Source organism: Pseudonocardia sp. CA-107938 (assembly GCF_050936315.1).
Classification (GTDB): domain Bacteria; phylum Actinomycetota; class Actinomycetes; order Mycobacteriales; family Pseudonocardiaceae; genus Pseudonocardia.
In genome coordinates, this window is sequence record NZ_JBNJNA010000001.1 from 2,366,810 (window position 1) to 2,387,780 (window position 20,971).

Annotated in this window: 21 protein-coding genes; 7 read left to right on the forward strand and 14 right to left on the reverse strand. The window is 73.0% G+C overall.

Annotated elements, in window-relative coordinates; genetic code table 11:
- The first annotated feature begins 39 nt into the window (after window positions 1–39).
- A complete protein-coding gene (locus tag ACQEVB_RS11965; RefSeq protein ID WP_432969014.1) occupies window positions 40–423 on the forward strand; it encodes a MerR family transcriptional regulator in 384 nt (127 codons plus the stop codon).
- Entirely contained in the window at window positions 420–755 is a 336-nt protein-coding gene (locus tag ACQEVB_RS11970; protein WP_432969017.1) for a thioredoxin family protein, read from the forward strand. The genes ACQEVB_RS11965 and ACQEVB_RS11970 overlap by 4 nt, the downstream gene beginning before the upstream one ends.
- Window positions 756–772: 17 nt before the next feature.
- Here the strand turns inward: ACQEVB_RS11970 and ACQEVB_RS11975 are convergent, their stop codons facing one another.
- From ACQEVB_RS11975 to ACQEVB_RS12025, 11 genes are all read right to left on the reverse strand, one after another.
- Entirely contained in the window at window positions 773–2,152 is a 1,380-nt protein-coding gene (locus ACQEVB_RS11975; protein WP_432969020.1) for a serine/threonine-protein kinase, read from the reverse strand.
- An 83-nt stretch (window positions 2,153–2,235) separates the two neighbouring features.
- Window positions 2,236–2,778: a hypothetical protein gene (locus ACQEVB_RS11980; RefSeq protein ID WP_432969023.1), complete on the reverse strand. Its 543-nt coding sequence runs from the start codon at window positions 2,776–2,778 to the stop codon at window positions 2,236–2,238.
- Window positions 2,778–4,013 (reverse strand): MlaD family protein, encoded by a 1,236-nt coding sequence (locus ACQEVB_RS11985; RefSeq protein ID WP_432969026.1) that lies wholly within the window; start codon window positions 4,011–4,013, stop codon window positions 2,778–2,780. Before ACQEVB_RS11985 ends, ACQEVB_RS11980 begins: the two co-directional genes overlap by 1 nt.
- Window positions 4,006–5,040, reverse strand: a complete 1,035-nt coding sequence (locus tag ACQEVB_RS11990; RefSeq protein WP_432969029.1) for an MCE family protein — start codon at window positions 5,038–5,040, stop codon at window positions 4,006–4,008. Before ACQEVB_RS11990 ends, ACQEVB_RS11985 begins: the two co-directional genes overlap by 8 nt.
- Window positions 5,037–6,131, reverse strand: coding sequence for an MCE family protein (locus tag ACQEVB_RS11995; protein ID WP_432969032.1), 1,095 nt, complete (start codon window positions 6,129–6,131; stop codon window positions 5,037–5,039). The genes ACQEVB_RS11990 and ACQEVB_RS11995 overlap by 4 nt, the downstream gene beginning before the upstream one ends.
- Window positions 6,131–7,117: an MCE family protein gene (locus ACQEVB_RS12000; protein WP_432969035.1), complete on the reverse strand. Its 987-nt coding sequence runs from the start codon at window positions 7,115–7,117 to the stop codon at window positions 6,131–6,133. The genes ACQEVB_RS11995 and ACQEVB_RS12000 overlap by 1 nt, the downstream gene beginning before the upstream one ends.
- Entirely contained in the window at window positions 7,114–8,112 is a 999-nt protein-coding gene (locus ACQEVB_RS12005) for an MCE family protein (RefSeq protein WP_432969037.1), read from the reverse strand. The genes ACQEVB_RS12000 and ACQEVB_RS12005 overlap by 4 nt, the downstream gene beginning before the upstream one ends.
- The gene (locus ACQEVB_RS12010; protein WP_432969040.1) at window positions 8,109–9,278 is read right to left on the reverse strand and encodes an MCE family protein; all 1,170 of its coding nucleotides are present in this window, start codon (window positions 9,276–9,278) and stop codon (window positions 8,109–8,111) included. Before ACQEVB_RS12010 ends, ACQEVB_RS12005 begins: the two co-directional genes overlap by 4 nt.
- Window positions 9,275–10,117, reverse strand: coding sequence for an MlaE family ABC transporter permease (locus ACQEVB_RS12015; protein WP_432969043.1), 843 nt, complete (start codon window positions 10,115–10,117; stop codon window positions 9,275–9,277). The genes ACQEVB_RS12010 and ACQEVB_RS12015 overlap by 4 nt, the downstream gene beginning before the upstream one ends.
- Complete coding sequence (locus ACQEVB_RS12020) at window positions 10,117–10,935, reverse strand: MlaE family ABC transporter permease (protein WP_432969046.1); 819 nt, start codon at window positions 10,933–10,935, stop codon at window positions 10,117–10,119. The genes ACQEVB_RS12015 and ACQEVB_RS12020 overlap by 1 nt, the downstream gene beginning before the upstream one ends.
- Before the next feature lie 88 nt (window positions 10,936–11,023).
- Entirely contained in the window at window positions 11,024–11,551 is a 528-nt protein-coding gene (locus ACQEVB_RS12025; RefSeq protein WP_432969049.1) for a hypothetical protein, read from the reverse strand.
- A gap of 52 nt (window positions 11,552–11,603) precedes the next feature.
- On the opposite strand from ACQEVB_RS12025, the gene ACQEVB_RS12030 reads away from it, so the two are divergent.
- Together ACQEVB_RS12030 and ACQEVB_RS12035 are read left to right on the forward strand one after the other, a co-directional pair.
- A complete protein-coding gene (locus tag ACQEVB_RS12030; RefSeq protein ID WP_432980307.1) occupies window positions 11,604–14,924 on the forward strand; it encodes an error-prone DNA polymerase in 3,321 nt (1,106 codons plus the stop codon).
- 57 nt (window positions 14,925–14,981) lie between these two features.
- Window positions 14,982–15,869 carry a hypothetical protein gene (locus tag ACQEVB_RS12035; protein WP_432969052.1) on the forward strand — a complete coding sequence of 296 codons (888 nt, stop codon included), beginning with the start codon at window positions 14,982–14,984 and terminating at the stop codon, window positions 15,867–15,869.
- A 255-nt stretch (window positions 15,870–16,124) separates the two neighbouring features.
- On the opposite strand, the gene ACQEVB_RS12040 is transcribed toward ACQEVB_RS12035, so the two are convergent.
- From ACQEVB_RS12040 to ACQEVB_RS12050, 3 genes are all read right to left on the reverse strand, one after another.
- Entirely contained in the window at window positions 16,125–16,739 is a 615-nt protein-coding gene (locus ACQEVB_RS12040; RefSeq protein WP_432969055.1) for a glyoxalase, read from the reverse strand.
- Window positions 16,740–16,792: 53 nt separating this feature from the next.
- Window positions 16,793–17,539: an LLM class flavin-dependent oxidoreductase gene (locus ACQEVB_RS12045; protein ID WP_432969058.1), complete on the reverse strand. Its 747-nt coding sequence runs from the start codon at window positions 17,537–17,539 to the stop codon at window positions 16,793–16,795.
- Window positions 17,540–17,639: 100 nt separating this feature from the next.
- Window positions 17,640–18,263: a GPR1/FUN34/YaaH family transporter gene (locus ACQEVB_RS12050; RefSeq protein WP_432969061.1), complete on the reverse strand. Its 624-nt coding sequence runs from the start codon at window positions 18,261–18,263 to the stop codon at window positions 17,640–17,642.
- A 98-nt stretch (window positions 18,264–18,361) separates the two neighbouring features.
- Between ACQEVB_RS12050 and ACQEVB_RS12055 the strand changes: the two genes are divergently transcribed.
- From ACQEVB_RS12055 to ACQEVB_RS12065, 3 genes are read left to right on the forward strand one after another with little or no spacing between them, the layout of a single operon-like run.
- On the forward strand, window positions 18,362–19,225 hold the full coding sequence (locus ACQEVB_RS12055) for a bifunctional methylenetetrahydrofolate dehydrogenase/methenyltetrahydrofolate cyclohydrolase (protein WP_432969064.1): 864 nt from the start codon (window positions 18,362–18,364) through the stop codon (window positions 19,223–19,225).
- A gap of 60 nt (window positions 19,226–19,285) precedes the next feature.
- Complete coding sequence (locus tag ACQEVB_RS12060) at window positions 19,286–19,582, forward strand: DUF3017 domain-containing protein (protein ID WP_432969067.1); 297 nt, start codon at window positions 19,286–19,288, stop codon at window positions 19,580–19,582.
- Between the two features lie 38 nt (window positions 19,583–19,620).
- On the forward strand, window positions 19,621–20,934 hold the full coding sequence (locus ACQEVB_RS12065) for a DUF2252 domain-containing protein (protein ID WP_432969070.1): 1,314 nt from the start codon (window positions 19,621–19,623) through the stop codon (window positions 20,932–20,934).
- Window positions 20,935–20,971 lie beyond the last annotated feature (37 nt).

Consider the following 20,971-nt stretch of genomic DNA (forward strand, 5'->3'; position numbering starts at 1 on the left):
CTGGCGTTTCCGTCGGGGTGAAGGTTTAGCGTCGTCGACGTGCGGATCGGGGAGCTGGGCGAGCGGGCGGGGGCCACCCCGCGCGCGCTGCGCCACTACGAGGAGCTGGGCCTGTTGCCGGCCCGGCGGCGGGCCAACGGCTACCGCGAGTACGACGAGCACGATCTCGCGCTCGTCGCGGAGATCCACCGGCTCGTCGAGCTGGGGTTCGCCCTGGAGGAGACGCGGCCGTTCGTGGAGTGCCTGCGGGCGGGTTTCCCGAGCGGCGGCAGCTGCCCGGCGTCGCAGGAGGTGCAGCGGCGCAAGCTCGCCGAGGTCGACGGGTTGATCGCGAAGCTGCAGCAGATCCGCACGGAGCTGGTGGCGCCGCCACCGGCCTGCGCCTTGAGCACCCAGGAATCGAGCACGGAGGAAGAGTCATGAGTCAGCTGGTGCAGGTCACCGACGCCACGTTCGACGAGCTGGTGCTGCGGTCGGAGGTGCCGGTCCTGCTGGAGTTCACCGCCGACTGGTGCCCGCCGTGCCGCATGATCGAGCCGGTGCTGGAGCAGATCGCCGCGGAGCTCGCGGGGCGGCTGGTGGTGGCGCAGCTGGACGTCGACGCCAACCAGGCCACCGCCGTCCGCTACGAGGTTCTGGGGATGCCCACGATGAACCTCTACGTGCGCGGCGCTGTGGCGGCGCAGGTGGTGGGGGCGCGGCCGAAGTCGGCGCTGCTGGCCGCGTTCGCGCCGCACCTCGGCGTCGCCGTCTGACGGAGCCCGCGTGCTCTTCAGCGGGTCAGGGTGGCGTAGTAGTACGTGGTGGCTTCGTCGCCCAGGTGCATGCGCAACGTCGAGCCGTCCAGGTCGAAGCTCATGATGCCGCCCGGGCAGCGATCCGGCGCGGACGGGACGTAGTCCATCTCCATGTGGGTCGTCGACGCGCTGCGGAACCTCAGGTTGCCGGATGCGCAGCCGCTCTCCCCGGCCTCGATGTCGGTGATCCGGGACCCGGCGACCAGCTCGAGTCGGGGATGGGCCGTGGTGCCTTCCTTGGGCAGCCGGCCACTGCCGGTCCAGCGCCCCGCGAACTCCGCGGGGATGCTGGTGGCCGTGGGAGCGCCCGTGAGGGTCGGCAGGAACACCACGAGCGCGACGACGGTGGCCACGACGAGCGCCGCCGCGAGCGCGGCTGCCACGAGGAGCCGGGTCCGCCGCGGACGTCCGGCAGCCGGCGTGGCGGTGGGGTGAACCGGGGGGTCGAGCCTGGTCGACGCCCGGGTGGCGCCGAGGTCGAGCACCTGCTCGGTGCGCAGTCGTTCGGTCGGGCCGGCCTCGGCGATCGGGACGGTGTGCTCGCCGGCCGACCCCAGGACCGCGAGGAGATCGAGCAGCAGCTCGCGCGAGCCGGGTCGGTCCGCGGGATCCTTCGCGAGGCATCGCTCGACGACCGTGCGCAGCGACCCGTCCATGCCGCCCAGGTCCGGCGGGTCCTCCAGGACGCGGTACATGCTCTCGACGCTGGAGCGCCCGGCGAACGGAGACGCGCCGTTGACGGCGAACGCGATGGTGGCCGCCCACGCGAACACGTCGGTAGCCGCCCGGACGTCGGTCCGGGTGATCTGCTCTGGCGCCATGAAGGCGGGCGTGCCGATCACCTCGCTCACCGTGCCGCTGACGTCGAGGGCGCGGGCGATGCCGAAGTCGATGACGCGCGGTCCGTCCTGGGCGAGCAGCACGTTGGCCGGCTTGAAGTCGCAGTGGACGACACCGGCCTGGTGGATGGCGACGAGCGCGGTGGCCGTGCCGATCGCGAGCCGGTCCAGCTCTGCGCCTCGTCGCGGCCCGGTCCTCGCCACCTCGACGGCGAGCGACGGCCCGTCGACGAACTCGCTGACGATATAGGGCCGGTCGCCCTCGGTGTCGGCGTCGAGCACCTGGGCCGTGCAGAACCGTGCGACCTTGCGGATCGCGGCCAGCTCCTTCGCGAACCGGGCGCGCGCGACGGAGTCGCCGAGCATCGTCGGGTGGAGGAGCTTGACCGCGACCGCCCGGCCGGTCCGGTCCCGGCCGAGGAACACGACCCCCTGGCCGCCCTGGCCGATCCGCGCCTCGAGGCGGTAACCGGCGACGTGGTCGGGATCGCCGACCAGGAGGGGCCCTCGCGCCACCGGATCCTCCTCGCATCCGCGGTGAGCTGGGGCACGCTACCGCCTGCGACCGCAGCGCGGCAGGGCCCGCTGTGATGCCGTAGCTATACGAGGGACAGGCTGTCGATCTTCCAGGTGCCGTCCTGGTCGATCAGGCTCATCTTCATGCGGCTGCGGTCGGTGCGGGGGTCCTTGGTCTGGGTGTTGGTGATGCGCTGGTCGATGAACAGCACCACGTCGACGCGGCTGGTGTCGCCGCCGGCGACCCCGGCGTCGAGCACCGTGCCCACGGAGACGCCCTGGTACTTGCCGATGATGCCGGAGAGCTGGTCGGAGACCTGCTTGTACTGGGCGGCGAACCCGGGCGACGCGTTCTGCGCGACGTCGGCGAAGTTGCGGTCCATCGTGCGGTAGTCGTAGCTGGTCAGGTCGAGGGCGTAGCGCTTGGCCGACTCCAGCGCGTCGGCGCGGGCGCTCGCGAGGCCCGCTTCCTGCCGCCACGAGACGAACGCGAACACCGTCGCGGCGAGGAGCAGCGCGACGAGTGCGGCGACCGCGATCACTGCGGGTCGGAACCGTGCCGGTGTCGGCGCGGCCGCGGTGTCCTCGGGGGCGACTTCCGAGTCCTTCGTGAGCGTCACGGCCATCACTGCACTCCCTGTAGCAGAAGCGACGCCCAGGAGCGGGCGCCGAGCACCTCGTGCTGTCCTCCGTTGATCCCGAACGACGCGGGGCTGCCGTCGGGGGTTCTGGCCGCGCCGCTGCGCGGGTCGTAGCTGCCCACCCCGCCCGGGGACGGGGCGTTGGCGGCGCCGCGCTGCTGCAGGCCGGGGTCGCGGCCGGCGCAGTGCCCGCCGTCGTCGAGCGGCCGCGGGGCGACGTCCTGCGGGGTACGCCGCTGCGTCGGGTACGCGCAGGTGGGCCCGATCGCCGGGACGATGGCGAGCCGGATGGCCGGTGCCCCGCCGGGCACGGGGATGAACACGCGGGTCAGCGCCCGGAAGCCGTCCGGGATGGTGGTGAAGCCGGTGCGCAGCGCCTCGGTGCGCACGGCGAGCACCTGCCCGACGGCGGCGCCGTTGGCGAGCAGGGCGGCGAGGCTCTCCTGGTCGTCGTGCAGCAGCGGGGTGAGCACGTCGGCCAGCTCGGTGCCGCTGTCGACGACGGTGGAGACCTCGTCGAGGTTGCCGGCGACGCCGTCGCCGAGTGTGCGCAGGGCGGCCGCGAACTCGGGCAGCCGCGAGACGAGCCGCGCGGTCGGTTCGAGCAGCCGGTTGCCCTTCTCGGTGAGGTCGACGACCTTCGGCGTGATCTGGTCCGCGGTGTCGGCGAGGGTGGCGGCGTTGGCGAGCAGGTTCTGCAGCTGCGGGCCGGTGCCCTGCAGCGCGGCGGCCAGCTCGTCGGTGGTGGTGTGCAGGTCGTCGGTGTCGACGGTGCGCAGCAGGCCGACGGTGCCGGCGAGCAGCTGCTCCAGAGGCACCGGGAGCTCCGCGGCGTGCGCGAGCGTGGCGCCGTCCTGCAGGTACGGGCCGGCGACCGTGTCCGGCCGCAGGTCGAGGTGGCTGATCGCGACCGGCGTGTCCTGGGTGACGACGGCGCGGGTGCTGGCCGGGATCGCCAGGTCGGTGGTGAGCGACAGGGTGGCGACCACCGCGCTGCCGTCGGGTCGCACGTCGACGCCGGCCACGGTGCCGACCTTCACGCCGCGGTAGGTGACGAGCGAGTTGGGCAGCAGACCGCCCGCGCTGGGCATGGCGACCGCGACCCGGATGCCGCCGCCGAGCACGTCGCGGCTGAGCGTCTGCGCCCCGACGAGCACGGCGGCGAGCATGCCGATGACGAAGAACGCGACGACCTTGACGATGGTGCCCCGGTCAGTCATCGGCCGCTCCCAGCAGCTGCTCGGGGCCGCCCGGGTTCAGCAGCTTCTTCGGGCCGTCGGTCGCGAGCTGCTCCAGCAACCGCGTCACCAGCGCGGGAACGTCGAGGTGCCCGTCGGCGGTGATGTAGTCGCCGGGGATCAGCCCGGAGATGTTCGGGCCGAGCGCGGCCACGTTCGCGAGCACGCGGTCGAGCCGGTCGTTCATGGCGGCCAGCGCGTCCAGCGGCGGGCCGAGGTTCGCGGCCAGCCGCTTCAGCTCGCCGCGGGTGGGCCCGACGACGCCCTGCACGGCGTCGGCGAGCGGCGTGAGCCGGTGGACCAGCTCGTCGAAGGTCTCGCGCTGGCTGAGCAGGGCCTGGATGCCGGGCGCGATGTCGGTGAGCGCGGCGTCGATGCTGGCCTGGTTGGCGCGGGTGTAGGTGGTGAGCCGGTCGACGACGTCGAGGGTGTTCGTGATCCGGTCGCGGTGCTTCTGCAGCGCGGCGAGCACGGTGGAGAGCCGGTCGAGCAGGCCGCGCACCTCGTCGGCGCGGCCGTCGAGGGCCTTGTTGGTCTCCTCGACGATGGTGGAGACCTGCTGCAGCCCGCTGCCGCTGAGCAGGCCACCGAGCGCGGCGAACAGGTTCTCGATGTCGGGGCCGCGGCTGGTGTCGGTGAGCGCGATGACGGCGCCGGGGCCGAGCACCCCGGGTGCTGGCCGATCCGGCGGTCGCAGGAGCAGGTACTCCTCGCCCAGCGGCGACGGCAGCTGCAGCCGGGCCGTGGTGCCGGCAGGGATCTGCACGTCGGCGGCGATGTTGACGCGCACGACGGCGGTGAACCCGGCGACGTCGATCGACTCGACCCGGCCGACGGCGCTCTGCCCGAGCCGGACGATCCCGCCGACGGGCAGGTTGGAGGCGTCGGAGAACTCCGCGACGATCGGGTACGACTCGCCGGCCGGCGCCCGGCCGACGGGCAGGTTCTGGAAGCTCAGCCCACAGCCGGACGTGAGCAGCGCGAGCGCCGCGATCGCGATGCGCCTCACCGTGCACCACCGCCCAGCTGGGTCAGGCCGAGCGGGTCGAGCGCGTCCGGGACGGGCACGGGGATCGGGTTGAGCAGGCCGGCGCCGGCGCACAGCGGGGTGGGCAGCGCCTTGCACACCGCCTGCCCGGCGGCGAACTGCTGCATCGACGCGTTGAGGCTGGCCCGCAGCCGCAGCGTGTCCGTCTCGTCGACGGCCGCGGCGACGTTGCCGAACGCGAGCGGCGCCACGTCGAGGATCTCGGCGACCCGGCCGCGCAGCCCCGCCAGGGTGGCGGCCACCTTGTTCAGGTCCTCGACGGTGCCGGTGAACCGCTCGCCGTTGCTTTGCAGCAGGTCGGTGAGCCGGGTGAGCACGTCGGCCAGCCCGCCCACGGTCTCGGTGATGCGCGCCTGCTCGGCGTCGACGGTCTGCGAGAGCTGGGTGACCGAGGTGGCCAGCCGGTCCAGGCTGCCCTGGTGGCGGTCCAGCGCGTCGATCAGCCGCGAGACGCTGTCGAGCGCGGCCAGCGTGTCCGGGGTGCTGCCGACCAGCACCGAGCTGGCCTGGCTCACCGTCGTGATGGCGTCGCGCAGCTTGGTGCCGTTGCCGTCCAGCGCGTGCGCCGACGCGGCCAGCAGCGGCGCGATCGTGCCCTGCGGGTCGTCCGCGGACGGGCCGACCGCGCGCACCAGCTCGTCGACGGCCTCGGTCAGCGCGCCCCACGAGATGGGGGAGTGCGTGCGTTCCGTCGGGATCACGGCGCCGTCGGCGAGCGCCGGCCCGCCGCGGTAGACGGGTGCCAGCTCGACGTAGCGGTCGGAGATCACGTCCGGCGACATGATGTAGGCCTCCGCGTCGGCGGGGACGGTGACGTCGGTGGGCAGCGCCATCACCACGCGCACCACCGGTCCGGCCGGGCGCACGTCGACGACGTCGCCGACGGGGATGCCGAGCAGCGCGACCCGGTTGCCGGGGAAGAGCCCGTCGGTCGTGGCGAACTCGGCGGTGACCGTCCGGACGGCGGGATGGCGCAGGAACAGGTACCAGCCGCTGACGGCGAGCAGCAGCGCGAGCACGAGCGCGGCGCCCACCAGGCGCTGGACCCTCATCAGCGGCACCCCTGGGCGAGCCCGACGACGCACAGCACGTTGTCGGGGAGCACGAACGCCGGGCCGGACACGTCGGCCCACGGGCCGTTGCCGGTCGCGTTGGCCACGTAGCGGACGGTCGGCGCGAGCGTGTCCAGCATGGCGGTGAGCGACTTCTCGTTGGCGGCGAGCATCGCAGCGACGTTCTCCAGGCGCACCAGCAGCGGGTCCAGCTGGCCGTCGGTGTCGTCGAGGAACTGCCGCACGCTGGTCGTCAGCGTGTTCACGTCGACGAGCAGCTCGTGGATGACATCGCGGCGGTCGGCGAGGAACTGCGCGACCAGGCTGCCGTCGTCGAGGAGCGCGGCGATGTCGGACTCCTGGGCGACGACCATGTCGGCGGCGGCCTTCGTGCCGCGCAGCAGGTTCCGCAGCCCGTCCTCGCGCTCGGCGAGCATGCGCGACACCGCCGTCACCCCGTCCAGTGCCTGGCCGACCAGCTGCGGATCGTCCGGGGTCACGTCGGTGAGCGTGCGCATCATCTGCTTGAGCGCGGCGGTGTCGAGGCCTCCGACGCTCGCGTCGGCGTCGCGGGAGAGCGCGCCGATGTCGTACGGGACGCTGGTGCGCGCCACCGGGACGACCGCGCCGCCCGGCAGCGGCGCGCCCCCGCCGGGCTGGACGGCCAGGTAGCGCCGGCCCAGCACGGTCTGCAGCTTGATCGCCAGGATCGCGCGGTCGTCGAGGGACTGGCCGGCGTCGAGCCGGAAGTCGACCTCCACGTGGTCGCCGGCCAGGCGGACGGCCGTGACCCGCCCCGCCGGCACGCCCGCGACCATCACCTGCGCGTCACCGGCGAGACCGGCGGCGTTGCTGAACTGCGCGGTGAACCCGTTGGTGCGCGCCAGGAACGCCACCCGCGGCAGGGCGATCGCGGCGGCCAGCAGCACCGCGACCAGCGCGACGCCGACCGCGCCCAGCCGCAGCGGGTTGCCCAGGCCCGTCACCGGCACACCTCGCTGTGCACGTTCGGCGGGATCGTCGTCTGCACCGGCCCGACCGCGACCTCCAGGTTGCAGAGGTAGAGGTTCACCCACGAGCCGTAGCCCGCTGCCCGGCCCAGCGCGCCCGTGGCCGTCGTGAAGCCCTCGACGGAGCGGAGGATCGCCGCGCTGTTGTCGTCGATCTGCGCCGCCAGCGCGTGCAGCGAGCGCACGTCGCGGGCCGCGTCCCGCTCGGTGTCGCGGGCGACCCCGGCCAGCGTGTCGGCGAGTCGGGACGCGCTGTCGAGCACCTCGCCGATCTGGTCGCGCTCGTCCACGGCCACCGCGACCAGCGTGCGCAGCGCCGACACCAGGTCGGTGAACTGCACGCGGCGGTCCAGCAGGTCCGACACCAGCGCGTCCAGGTTGTCCAGCACGCGGCCGACGACCTCGTCGGAGCCCGTGAGCGTCGACGTCACCGACACCAGCTGGCCGAGCAGCTCGGAGATCCGCCCGCCCTCGCCCTGGAACACCGCCACCAGCGTGCCGGCGAGCTGGTTCACCTGCTTCGGCGACACGGCGTCGAACAGCGGGCGGAAGCCGGCCAGCAGCGCCGTCAGGTCCACGGCGGGCAGGGTGCGCCCGACCGGGATCACGGCGCCCGGCAGCAGCTGCTGCGGCGAACCGCCACCGCGGGTGAGCGCGACGTAGCGGGCGCCGAGCAGGTCGGCGTAGCGGACGAGCGCGCCGGCGTCGGCGGGCAGCCGCTGGTCGGCGCCCACCTCCAGGTCGACCTCGGCGATCCCGTCGACCAGCCGGACCGCGCGCACCTGGCCCACCCGCACGCCGGCGATGCGCACGTCGCTGCCCTGGACGAGGCCCTGGACGTCGGTGAACCGCGCCGAGTACTCGACGGTCGGCCCGGGCAGCGGCTGCGTCAGCGTGTTCACGACCAGCGCCGACGCCAGCACCGTGACGACCAGGAACGCCGCCAGCCTGATCACGAGTCCTCTGGTCACGGCGTCTCCACGGTGGTGCCGCGCAGCATCGGGCCGAGCAGCACGCCGCGCAGGCCGTCGCCGCTCTCTGCGCTGCCGTCCGCAGGTGCGACCTGCCGCAGCGCGTCGGCCTCCTGCGCGCTGCCCACCCCGCCGACGGTGCCGCCCGGGTCACCGCAGTTGGGCCCGGCCAGGTGGCCGTACCGCGGGCAGTCGCGCGGGGTGTAGCTGTGCACGCGCTCGACGGTGAGGGTCGCGGAGAGGTCGGTGCGGTTGGACAGGCCCCTGGTGACCTCGCCGAACCCGGCCGCGGTGTCGAACACGTCAGGGAACCCGGTCGGCTTCTCCGCGAGCACCCCCGCGACGGCGTCGCCGCTGCGGATGACGGTGATGGCCGTGTCGTGGTTGTCGGCGAGCAGCCGGGTGGTCTCGTCGGAGAGCTCGATGCCGCCGGCGAGCAGCCCGGCGATGTCGTCGCGGCGGTCGACCAGGAAGCGGGAGACGGTGGTGGCGTCGTCGAGGGTGGCGACGAGGTCGGGCGCGGCCGCGGCCAGCTTGTCGCCGATGCCGGAGACGGTGTCCAGGCCGGGTCCGATGGTTTCGAGCAGCGGATCGAGCTTCGCGCTGCTGCGGTGGAGCTGGTCGATGGCGACGCCGAGGTCGGTGCCGCGCCCGCGCAGCGCGTCGGCGAGCGCGGTGAGCACCGCCTGGATCTTCGCCGGCTGCACCCGGTTGAGCAGGTCGTACAGCTCGGAGTACGCGGTGTAGAGGGCGACCGTCTCGCGGGAGTCGTCGGCCGGCAGGACCGTGTCGGCGACGATGCCGACCGGTCCGCCACCCGCCGGCGGGGCCAGGTCGACGACCTGGTCGCCGAACAGCGTGAGCGGCAGGATGCGCACGGCCGCGCCGCGCGGGATGCGGCCCAGCGCGTCGGCGTCCATGCGCATGACGAGCCGGGAGCGCTGCCCGCCGGGTTCGGGCTCGACGGCGGCGAGCCTGCCGACGCGGACGCCGCGGAACTGCACCGCCGACTCCGGCCGGATCGGGCTGCCGACGATCTGCACGGAAGAGGTGACCGTCGGGGAGCGGTCGAACGCGCCGGCGCTCGCCGCGACCGTCACCCCGGCGGCGACGAGGATCGCCGCGGCCGCCGCGACGCCGCGCGCGATGCGGCCCGCGGTGTTCACGCGCCCACCCCGGGCAGCGTCGGCGTCAGCCCCCAGAACGCGAACGTCAGCAGCATGTCGATCAGCACGATCGCGACGAGGCTGGTGCGCAGCGCCCGCCCGGCGGCGCGGCCGACCCCCTCCGGGCCACCCTTCGCGTGGTAGCCGTAGTAGCAGTGCACGAGCGTCACCACGACGGCGAAGATCAGCGCCTTGGCCAGCGACAGGAACACGTCCCGCGGGGTCAGCAGCAGCTGGAAGTAGTAGTCGTAGGTGCCCTCGGCCTGCCCGCCGATCCACACGACCGTGATGCGGGTGGCGAGGTAGGACGAGAACAGCCCGAGCAGGTAGAGCGGCAGCACCGCGATGATCGCCGCGATCATCCGGGTCGTCACGAGGAACGGCATCGACCTGATCGCCATTACCTCGAGCGCGTCGATCTCCTCGGAGATGCGCATCGCGCCCAGCTGCGCGGTGAACCCGGTGCCGACCTTCGCGGCCAGCGCCACACTGGCGACGATCGGCGCCAGCTCGCGGGTGTTGACCAGCGCCGACATCAGGCCGGCGAACGGGCTCAGCCCGATCAGGCCGAGCCCGCGCGAGCCCTCCAGGCCCACCTGGGCGCTGGAGATGAACGCCATCGCGAACACCACGCCGACCGTGCCGCCGCCGGCGAGCAGCGCCGCGGAGCCGAAGCTGATCTCGCCGAGCAGCCGCACGACCTGACCGCCGTAGGAGCGCAGGGTGGCCGGCACGGCCGCGACGGAGCGCCCGTAGAACGCGAACTGGTCGCCGAACTCGGCGATCGACTCGCCGACGCGCCGCGCACGGCGACCCACCTCGTACCGGAAGGACACCATCAGTACGCGCCCTTGGCCGGGACGATCACCGGGTAGAGCTCGGTCAGGGTGACGTTCACGACGAAGACCAGCAGGAACGCCAGCACGACGGCCTCGTTGACGGCGTTGCCGACCCCGGCCGGGCCGGACTTGGTGGTGAGGCCCTTCCAGGCCGCGACGATCGCGGCGGCGACGGCGAAGCAGAACGCCTTGATGCCGGCGACGACGAAGTCGGAGACCCGCGCGAACTGGGTCATGGTGGTCAGGAACCCGCCGAGCGAGTTGTCCAGCACCCACACCTGCACCAGCAGGCTGGCGCCGATCCCGACGGCCATCACCAGGCCGTTGAGCAGCAGCGTCACGATCGTCGCGGCGATGACGCGCGGCACGACCAGCCGTTCGATCACCGAGACGCCCATGACCTCGAGCGCGTCGGTCTCCTCGCGGATGGTGCGGGCGCCGAGGTCGGCGCAGATCGCGGAGCCGCCGACGCCGGAGATCATGAGCGCGCAGATCAGCGGCGACGACTGGCCGATGACGACCAGCGCGACGACGGCACCGGTGTAGCTCTGCGCGCCGAGCTGGCCGGCCAGTGAGCCGACCGTGGTGGCGATGACGACGCCGAGCGGGATCGTGATGAGCAGTGCCGGGAGCGTGGTGACGGAGGCGATGAACCAGGTCTGCTGCGCCGTCTCGGCCAGGGAGAGGCGGCGGCCCACGACCACCCGGACGGTGGCGATCGCGGTGGCCATGGCGAAGGCGATGAGCTCCCCGACCATCCGTACGGCGACGCCCAGCGGCGAGTCCGCCATCGACCGTGCCGGGGCACGCGCTGCCACTCCAGACCCCCTCGTTGCTGGATGTAAGTCTCACAACGAGCATCGAGCCTGGTAGGTACGGGTGAACTTGCGGGGCGAGGTGCCGCTGTCAGCGGGGCGGCTGGCGTCGCCGGTGCCGTCCTGGGTCGGTGGACGGTGGGAGGATGTCGGTGTCGTCGTCGTCGAACTCGGCCGGCTCCGGCTTCGGCAGCGCCAGCACGCGCGGCGCGCGCCACGCACCCACCAGCGGCGCGACGACGGCGGCGGGCCCGATCAGCAGGTGCAGGTACCCGGCGGCGGTGCCGAGCGCGGAGAGCACGCTGCCGAGCGCCAGCACGCCGGTGAGGCACAGCAGGAAGGTGGCGAGCCGGGCTGCGATGTGGGTGGTGAGGTGGCGGCGCAGCAGGCCGAGCACGGCGCCGATGGGCAGGGCCAGCGCCGCGCCGGTGGTGGCGCCCAGCAGTACCGCGAACACCAGGTAGAGGATGGCCGTGCCGGCGAGGTCGCCACCGCCGGCACCGGCACCCGCCGCGGGATGCACCATGCTCGCGACGACGAAGACGATCACCGCGACCACGCCGGAGAGCGCGCCGGCGAGCGCACCTGCGCTCAACGCCCTGCTCAGCACCGCGGTCATCCTGCAACGGTAGCCACTGGACGCCGGTTCGAACTTGTGTTCGACTGTGGATGTGGGCTGGAACAACCCGGACGTGCCGTGGTCGGAGCTGGAGGCCGTCCTCTCCGGCCGGCCTCGGGACGGCCACTCCCTGTCCGGCGGCCCCGAGGTCGACGGGGGCGACGGGCCGGCGTTCTCCCGCAAGCGCAGTCGCTACGTGCCCCCCGAGATCGAGTCGGCCGAGCCCGCCGTCCCGTACGCGGAGCTGCACTGCCACTCCAACTTCAGCTTCCTCGACGGCGCGAGCCACCCCGAGGAGCTGGTGGAGCAGGCTCGCCGGCTGGGGCTCTCGGCGCTGGCGCTCACCGACCACGACGGCATGTACGGGGTGGTGCGGTTCGCGGAGGCCGCGGCCGAGGTGGGGCTGCCCACGGTGTTCGGCACCGAGCTGTCGCTGGGGCTGTCCGCCCCGCAGAACGGCGTGGCCGACCCCGAGGGGGAGCACCTGTTGCTGCTGGCCCGCGGCCCGGAGGGGTACCGCGCGCTGTGCCGCACGGTGTCGGTGGCGCAGATGCGCGGCAAGGAGAAGGGCCGACCCGTCTACGACCTCGACGAGGTGGTGGCCGAGACCGCGGGCAAGGTGCTGGTGCTCACCGGCTGCCGCAAGGGCGCGGTGGCGCAGGGGCTGCGTGACGGCGGACGGGACGGGGCGCGAGCGGCGCTGCGCGGGCTGGTGGAGCGGTTCGGCGCCGAGCACGTCGCCGTCGAGCTCACCGACCACGGCCTGCCCACCGACCACGAGCGGTGCGTCGCGCTGGCCGAGATCGCGGCGGAGGCCGGGCTGCCCACGGTCGCCACCACGGCCGCGCACTACGCCACACCCGACCGGTTCCGGCTGGCCACCGCGCTGGCCGCGGTGCGGGCGCGGCGCAGCCTCGACGAGGCCGACGGGTGGCTGCCGCCGGCGCCCACCGCGCAGCTGCGCTCGGGCGCGCAGATGCTGGAGCGGTTCGAGCACCACCATCCCGGGGCGGTGGCCCGTGCGGCGGCGTTCGGCGCGGAGTGCGCGTTCGGGATCGAGCTGGTGGCGCCGGACCTGCCGCCGTTCGACGTGCCGCCGGGGCACTCGGAGTTCAGCTGGCTGCGTCAGCTGACCTACCTGGGCCTGGCCCGGCGCTACGGCAGCTACACGGAGGACCCGGTCGCCCACGAGACGGTCGAGCGCGAGCTGGCCATCATCCACCAGCGCGGGTTCGCCGGCTACTTCCTGATCGTGCACGACATCGTGGAGTACTGCCGCCGCGCCAACATCCTCTGCCAAGGCCGGGGCTCGGCCGCGAACTCCGCCGTCTGCTACGCGCTGGGCATCACCAACGTCGACGCGGTGCGGATGGGGCTGCTGTTCGAGCGGTTCCTGTCGCCGGTGCGCGAGGGCTACCCCGACATCGACCTCGACATCGAGAGCGGCCGGCGCGAGGAGGCGATCCAGTACGTCTACCGCCGGCACGGGCGCGACTGCGCGGCGCAGGTCGCCAACGTGATCACCTACCGGCCGCGGTCGGCGGTCCGTGACGTCGCGAAGGCGCTGGGGTTCTCACCCGGGCAGCAGGACGCGTGGAGCAAGCGGATCGAGCGCTGGGCAGGGCTCGCGGACGGCCCGCTCCCGGAGGGCATGCCGCCGCAGGTCGTCGAGCTGGCCGACGAGCTGCTCGGCTTCCCGCGGCACCTGGGCATCCACTCCGGCGGCATGGTGATCTGCGACCGGCCGGTGTCGGAGGTGGTGCCCGTCGAGTGGGCCCGCATGGAGGGCCGCAGCGTCGTGCAGTGGGACAAGGACGACTGCGCGTACGCCGGGCTCGTCAAGTTCGACCTGCTCGGGCTGGGCATGCTCACCGCGCTGCACCTCATGCAGGACCTGGTGCTCGAACACCACGGCGAGCAGGTGGACCTGTTCGAGCTGCAACCCACCGACCCCGCCGTCTACGCGATGCTGCAGCGCGCCGACTCCGTCGGGGTGTTCCAGGTGGAGTCGCGCGCGCAGATGGCCACGCTGCCGCGGTTGAAGCCGCGCAAGTTCTACGACCTCGTCGTCGAGGTGGCGCTGATCCGGCCCGGCCCGATCCAGGGCGGCTCGGTGCACCCGTACATCCAGCGCCGCAACGGGGCGAAGTGGAAGCACGACCACGAGCTGCTCAAGGGGGCGCTGGACAAGACGCTGGGCGTGCCGCTGTTCCAGGAGCAGCTCATGCAGGTCGCCGTCGACGTCGCCGGGTTCTCCGCCGCCGACGCCGACGAGCTGCGCCGCGCGATGGGCTCGAAGCGCTCGGAGCAGAAGATGGAACGGCTGCGGGAACGGTTCTTCGACGGGATGGCGGCCAACGGCATCACCGGCGAGGTCGCCGAGGGGATCTTCGCGAAGATGCTGGCGTTCGCGAACTTCGGCTTCCCCGAGAGCCACTCGATCAGCTTCGCGTCGCTGGTCTACTTCAGCTCCTGGTTCAAGCTGTACTACCCGGCGGCGTTCTGCGTGGCGCTGCTGAACTCGCAGCCGATGGGCTTCTACTCGCCGCAGTCGCTGGTGGCCGACGCGCGCCGGCACGGCGTCGTCGCGCGCGGCCCGGACGTCAACAAGGGCCGGTCGGCGGCGATCCTGGAGAAGGACCCGACCAGCGCCGGCGGTGTGGCGGTGCGGCTGGGGCTGGCCGACGTGCGCAGCATCGGCATCGACGTGGCCGACGCCATCGACGCCGAGCGCGAGCGCGGCGGCGACTTCCGCGACCTCGCCGACTTCGCCCGCCGCACCCGGCTCACCGCCCCGCAGGTGGAGGCGCTGGCCACGGCGGGTGCGTTCGGGTGCTTCGGCATCGACCGGCGCCGCGCGCTGTGGGCGGCCGGCGTGGTGGCCTCCGTGCGGCCCGAGCAGCTGCCCGGCACCGCGGTGGGCCTGGACGCGCCCGCGCTGCCCGGGCTCACCGACGTCGAGCTCACCGTCGCCGACGTGTGGGCCACCGGAGTGTCGCCCGACAGCCATCCCATGGAGCACCTGCGATCGAAGCTGGACGGGCTGGGCGCGATCCGCATCGACCGCCTCGACGCCGTCGAACCCGCCGGCGAGGCGCCGCGGGTGCTCGTCGGGGGCCTGGTCACCCACCGCCAACGCCCAGCCACCGCCCGCGGCGTCACGTTCGTGAACCTGGAGGACGAGAGCGGCATGCTCAACGTCACCTGCTCGGAAGGGGTGTGGGCGCGCTACCGCACGGTGGCGGTGGGCAGCTCGGCGCTGCTCGTGCGCGGGCGGCTGGAACGGAGCCCGGAAGGCGTGCTCAACCTGGTGGCCGACCGGCTGCAGAAGCTCCCCCTGGCAGTACCGGTGACGAGCCGGGACTTCCGGTGATCACAAGATCGCCGAAGCGGCTTGAGGTCTCCGGCGTGATCGTGATCAGGTCGCCGGGTGGACGACCCTTTCCCCTTCCTCTCCGCCCGGCAGGCGGACACGTTGCGGAGCCTGGCGCGCGACGCGTTCGCGCGGAACGGGCTCGAGGTCACGGTGCACCCCGATCACGTCGTCGACGGATCGGGGCGGGTGTTCGGCCTTCGCTCCCTCGCCGTCGAGTGCAGCGCGGCCAAGAAGGGCGAGTGGAAGCGCATCGTCCGGGAGGGCGTGCGGGACATCATCGCGATGACGGCCGAACCGTCGCCGTTCGAGACCTTGACGGCGGCGGAGATCCTCGCCGCGACGTACCCGCGACTCATGGCGGGCGTGGACCTGCCGCCGACGCTCAACTACGCGCTCGACGTGGGAGGAGGCCTGGCGGAGGTGATGGCCGTCGATCTCCCCGACCGGGTCGCCTACTTCCCCGACGACCAGGTGGAGCGGTTCGGGCACGACGCGCTGCGCGACGCCGCTTATGAGAACCTGCGCGCGGTCGAGGCCGACGACCACATGGACCTGACGATCTCCGGGTCCGACGGCGACGCGCGGATCCGGTCGCTCACCGGCGAGTCGATGTTCATCGCGTCGCTGGTGCTGGTGCTGCCGACCGTGCTGGCCCGTCACGACAGCGAACCGGATCCCGATCTCGGCGCGTTCGTCATCGTGCCCGACCGGTACAGCCTCGACGTGCACGTCCTCGGCCAGGGCGCACCCGCGACGGCGCTCGAGCACCTGGCGACGACGGCGCGCCTCGGCTACGAGGAGTCCGGAGGGGACGTGAGCCCGTTCGTCTACTGGTGGCGGCCTGGTCGGGTGCTCAGGCGGATCTCCGACATCCAGGAGGACGGCCGCGTGGCGACCCTGGTCGGCGACGAGCTGGAGGCGGCACTGGACCGGTTGGCCTGACGGGAGCGGGGCAGGGCGCGGCCGAGGTGTCCGTGCGGTTCGGCGGTGATCAAGGGCAAAAGGTTGCTGTCCGGTCCGCCTGGACGACCTTTTGCCCTTGATCACCGGGTGCGCTCGGGCCGGGTCCGCCCTGTGGTGGCCGAGCGGGCGTCGGCTGGGGCGCCGGTTCCGTTCGTTGCTGATCAAGGGCAAACCGTCGCGGTTCGATCTTCGGCAACGACGTTCTGCCCTTGATCACCGCGGTGCCACCGGCGCTCACGCCTCCCACACGAAACCGTCGAGGTCGGTGAACGAGGAGGTGCCGTTGACGACGATCCGGTGCGAGCCGGTGCCGGCCGGGTCGACGCCGGCGTCCTTGGCCGCGGCCTTGCGGCTGTAGAGCGCGAGCTTCACGCGGGAGCCACGGGTGTCGAACTCGACGTACTTGCTGCCGAAGCTGCGGGCCACGGCGAGGCCGTGCTCGACGTAGAACTGCTTGGTGGCCTTCACGTTCTCGACCCCGAGCAGGAGGACGACGTCGTCGATCTGCCGGGTGGCGGGCCCGGTGTCCTTCTTGGCCGAGGATGCGATCTTCAGGATGGTCCCGTCCGGGGCCTGCAGCACGCCGCCGTAGCCCCAGAAGCTCTTCTCGACGGGCTTGAGCACGGTGGCGCCGTTGTCGAGGGCGGTGCGGGCGAGCGCGTCGACGGTGCTCGGCTGGGCGACGACGAGCGAGATCGTGAAGCCGCGGAAGCCGGTGCTGGGCGCGTCCCCGGCCCGGACGCGCACGGCGTCGCCGAGCCCGAGCGCGGCGTAGAACGCGGTCGCGGCGGCCGGGTCGGCGACCTCGAGGGTGACGGAGCTGATGGCGGCGGTGGTGGTGTTCGTCATGGCGTAGAGCCTGGTCGAAGCCCTGCCCCGGCCGCTTCTCGATTCCTGACCGATCAGACCAGCGAGGCCATGCGCGCCCCGGCCTCCTCGACGGAGCCGAAGGAGACCGCCACCGCGCCGGCACCGAGCTCGCGCAGCTCGGCGAGCCGGGCCACGACCTGACCCGGGTCGCCGTCGTGCTCGATCCGGGTGGTGGCGAGCACGGTCGGCGGCAGCGACGCCGCGAGCTCCGCGAACCGCCGTGGGCTGAGCCCGAAGCCCTGCCACTCGTCGGCGTAGCGGGCGGCGCGGCGCAGAGCGGCTTCGCTGACGCCGCCGACCACGACCGGCACCGGACGGTCCGGCAGCGGCTCGAACACGCCATCCGTGGCCTCGCCGCGGTGCAGCGCCCGCACCCGCTCGATGATCTCGTCGGTGCGGGCGCCGCGGCGGCGGAAGTCGGCTCCGACGACGTCGAACTCGTGCATCTCCCAGCCGATCCCGACGCCGAGGACGAACCGGTCGCCGGACAGCCGGGCCAGCGTGGCGGTCTGCTTCGCCAGCAGCACCGGCTCGCGCAGCGGCGTGATCAGCACCGACGTGCCCAGCCGGATCGTCGATGTGTGCGCGGCCAGGTGCGCGAGGGTGATCAACGGCTCGTACACGCCGCCGTAGGTGTCGCCGTACGGGCCCGGCGGGAGCAGGTGGTCGGGCAGCCAGAGGGTGCCGTAGCCGAGACCCTCCGCCAGCCGGGCCAGCTCGACGAGCCGCTCCGGCGGCATGGTGGGCGACTCGTCGGGCAGCACGGCGTCGATCCTCATGCGTCGATTCTCGTGCCGCCTCGGGCTGACGTGCCTCCGCACCGCCGAGGACCGACGCATCTGGTGCAGGCCGCGGTGGCCGGCGCCACCGTCGATCGGGTCAGCCGGCGATGGGCGAGCCGAGCGCGAAACCCTTGCCGCCGAGCTCGGCCGACATCGCGCCCACGTAGATGTAGAGACCGACGGCGCTGAACCCGAGCCCGACGATGCCGGCGATCAGCAGGAGCGCCGCGCCCCCGGTGAGCACGGCGAGCAGCACGAGCGCCACCGCGATGGTGACCAGCACGAACAGCACGGTGAACGCGAGCGGCAGCCGCACCGTGGCGACCGTCAACCCGATGAACGCCACCAGCCACGCGATGAGGAACGTGGCCTGCGCGGCACCGGCCGTCGCGGCATCGACGCCGAGCACGCCGGACACGAGGCCGAAGACCAGGAAGCCGTAGCTGATCCAGAACGCCGAGAACAGCCCGAAGATGCTGCCGACCGCGCTCTGCCCGGCCCGCGCGCCCCAGACCGCGGCGACGAGCAGGCCGAGACCGGGCACGAACAGCACGACGGGCACGAGCGCGCCGAGACCGGCTGCGGGCAGGTATCCGAGCAGGTAGAGGCTCAGCCCGAGGCCGCCCACGACGAAGCAGGGCAGGCCGAGCAGACCGGGGTTGGCGGGTGGGGCCGCGGTGGCGGCCGGGGCGTCGGTGATGGTCTCGCTGGACAGGGACATCGTCGTCCTCCCTGGTGGGCGCCGTCGTCTGAATGGTGGACAGCCGCCGGGGCGCCGGATGTCTCGCTTTGAGACCGGCCGGGAGGGCCTCTGCGACAATGGGCCGCGTGACGGCGATCGTGATGGACGGGAAGGCGACGCTCGCGGCGATCCTCGACGAGCTGCGCGGCCGCATCGAGAAGCTGGCCGCGGCGGGGGTGACGCCGGGGCTGGGCACCGTGCTCGTCGGTGACGATCCGGGCTCGCACTCCTACGTCAACGCCAAGCACCGGGACTGCGCGCAGGTCGGCATCGCGTCGATCCAGCGGGAGCTGCCGGCGGACGCCACCCAGGCCGACGTCGAGGCCGTCATCGACGAGCTGAACGCCGACCCGGCCTGCACCGGCTACATCGTGCAGCTGCCGCTGCCGCGCGGCCTGGACCCGGGTGCGGCGCTGGAGCGCATGGACCCGGCGAAGGACGCCGACGGCCTGCACCCGGTGAACCTCGGCCGGCTGGTGCTCGGCGAGACCGGGCCGCTGCCCTGCACGCCGCGCGGGATCGTGGAGCTGTGCGCGCGGTTCGACGTGCCGCTGGCCGGTGCGCGGGTGACGGTCGTGGGCCGTGGCGTGACGGTCGGGCGGCCGCTCGGGCTGCTGCTGACGCGGCGCAGCGAGAACGCCACCGTGACGCTCTGCCACACCGGCACGCGGGACCTCGCCGCCGAGGTGCGCCGCGCCGATGTCGTCGTCGCGGCGGCGGGCGTGCCCGGCCTGATCACGGCGGACATGGTGGCGCCGGGTGCCGCCGTCCTCGACGTCGGCCTCACGCGCACGGCGGCCGGCATCGTCGGCGACGTCGCCCCCGAGGTGGCCGAGGTGGCCGGCAAGCTGGCGCCGATGCCCGGCGGGGTCGGCCCGATGACCAGGGCGATGTTGCTGACGAACGTGGTGGAGGCAGCCGAACGGAGCTTGTCGGAGTGAGCATCGATACCGAACGGAGCTTGTCGGAGTGAGCATCGATACCGAACGGTCGTTGTCGGCGTGAGCCCGCGTTCGCCCGACCTGCGTTCGCGGTTGCCGCTGCACCTCCCGATCGGGATGGTGGCGGTGATCGTCGTGGTCGGCATGGTGCGGGTGCTGACGCAGCACTGGCGGCAGGGTGCGTTGCTGATCGGGGGCGCGCTGCTGGTGGCGGCGGTGTTCCGGGCGGTGATCCCGGACGACCGGATCGGGTTGCTGGCGGTGCGCGGCCGTTCGGTCGACGTGCTCTGCTACTCGGTGCTGGCCGCGTTGATGATCGTGGTGGCCATGTTGATCTCGAAGCCGACGCTCGTCTGACCGCCGGATCGGCGCCGGGTAGCGGCATCATCGGACGGGTGACCGACTCCGAGCGCACCACCGTCATCGTCGACACGCTCGTGGCGGCGTTCGCCGACCTGATGTCCGCCGACCCTGCGGCGTTCCGGGCGAAGTTCCGCTCGATGGCTGCGGACCCGTTCGCGTTCTACCGCGGCAGCGCGTGCCTGTTCTACGCCGATGTCGCCGAGCGCGACGACCCGTGGGCCGACGAGCGGACGAGCCGGGTGTGGATCCAGGGCGACCTGCACGCGGAGAACTTCGGCACGTACATGGACGGCGACGGCGTCCTGATCTTCGACGTGAACGACTTCGACGAGGCGTACCTCGGGCACTTCACGTGGGACGTCACGCGGTTCGCGGCCAGCCTCGCGCTGCTGGGCTGGCGCAAGGCGATCCCCGACGACGCGATCACCGACCTCGTCGGCCGCTACGTGCGGGCGTACCTGGACCAGGTGCGCTGGTTCCGCGAGTCCACCGACGACAGCTCGTTCTCGCTGCACCTGGGCACGACCGACGGCGTCGTGCACCGGGTGCTGCAGGCGGCGCGGCTGCGCACCCGGGTGGAGCTGCTGGACCGGATCACCGAGACCGAGGGCTTCGACCGGGTCCTGCGCGAGGACCCGACCGTCCGCCGGCTCGACGACGGCGAACGGGCGACCGTGGTGGCGGCGTTCGAGCGCTACCTGGAGACGATCCCGGAGGGCAAGCGGTACTCGGGCGTCACGTACGCGGTGAAGGACGTGGCCGGCAAGTCCGGGTTCGGCATCGGCAGCGCCGGCCTGCCCGCGTACACGGTGCTGATCGAGGGCTTCAACCAGGCGCTGGACAACGACGTGGTGCTGTCGATGAAGCAGGCCAACATCGCCGCGCCGTCCCGGGTGGTGACCGACCCGGCCGTCGCCGACGCGTTCGAGCACCACGGGCACCGCACGGTCGTGTCGCAGCGGGCGCTGCAGGCGCACGCCGACCGGATGCTGGGCTGGACCGACCTCGACGGCGTCGGGTTCGTGGTGAGCGAGGTGTCGCCGTACGAGGCGGACCTGGACTGGGCGCAGCTGTCGGAGCCGTCCGACATCGCCCCGGTCGTCGAGTACCTGGGCCGGGCGACGGCCAAGGTGCACTGCGTGGCCGACGCCGACGCCGACCGCTCGCTGGTGCCGTTCCAGACCGAGGACGCGATCGCGCACGTCGTCGGGGACCGGGACGAGGAGTTCGTGGCGTGGGTGGTGCAGTTCGCGCACACCTACGCGGCGCGGGTCCGCGCCGACCACGCCCTGTTCGTCGACGCCTTCCGCGGCGGCGCCATCCCGCACGTTGCGGCCACGGCATAGCCCGGGAAGGCGTCGAGAACGACGTTACGGTGATCAA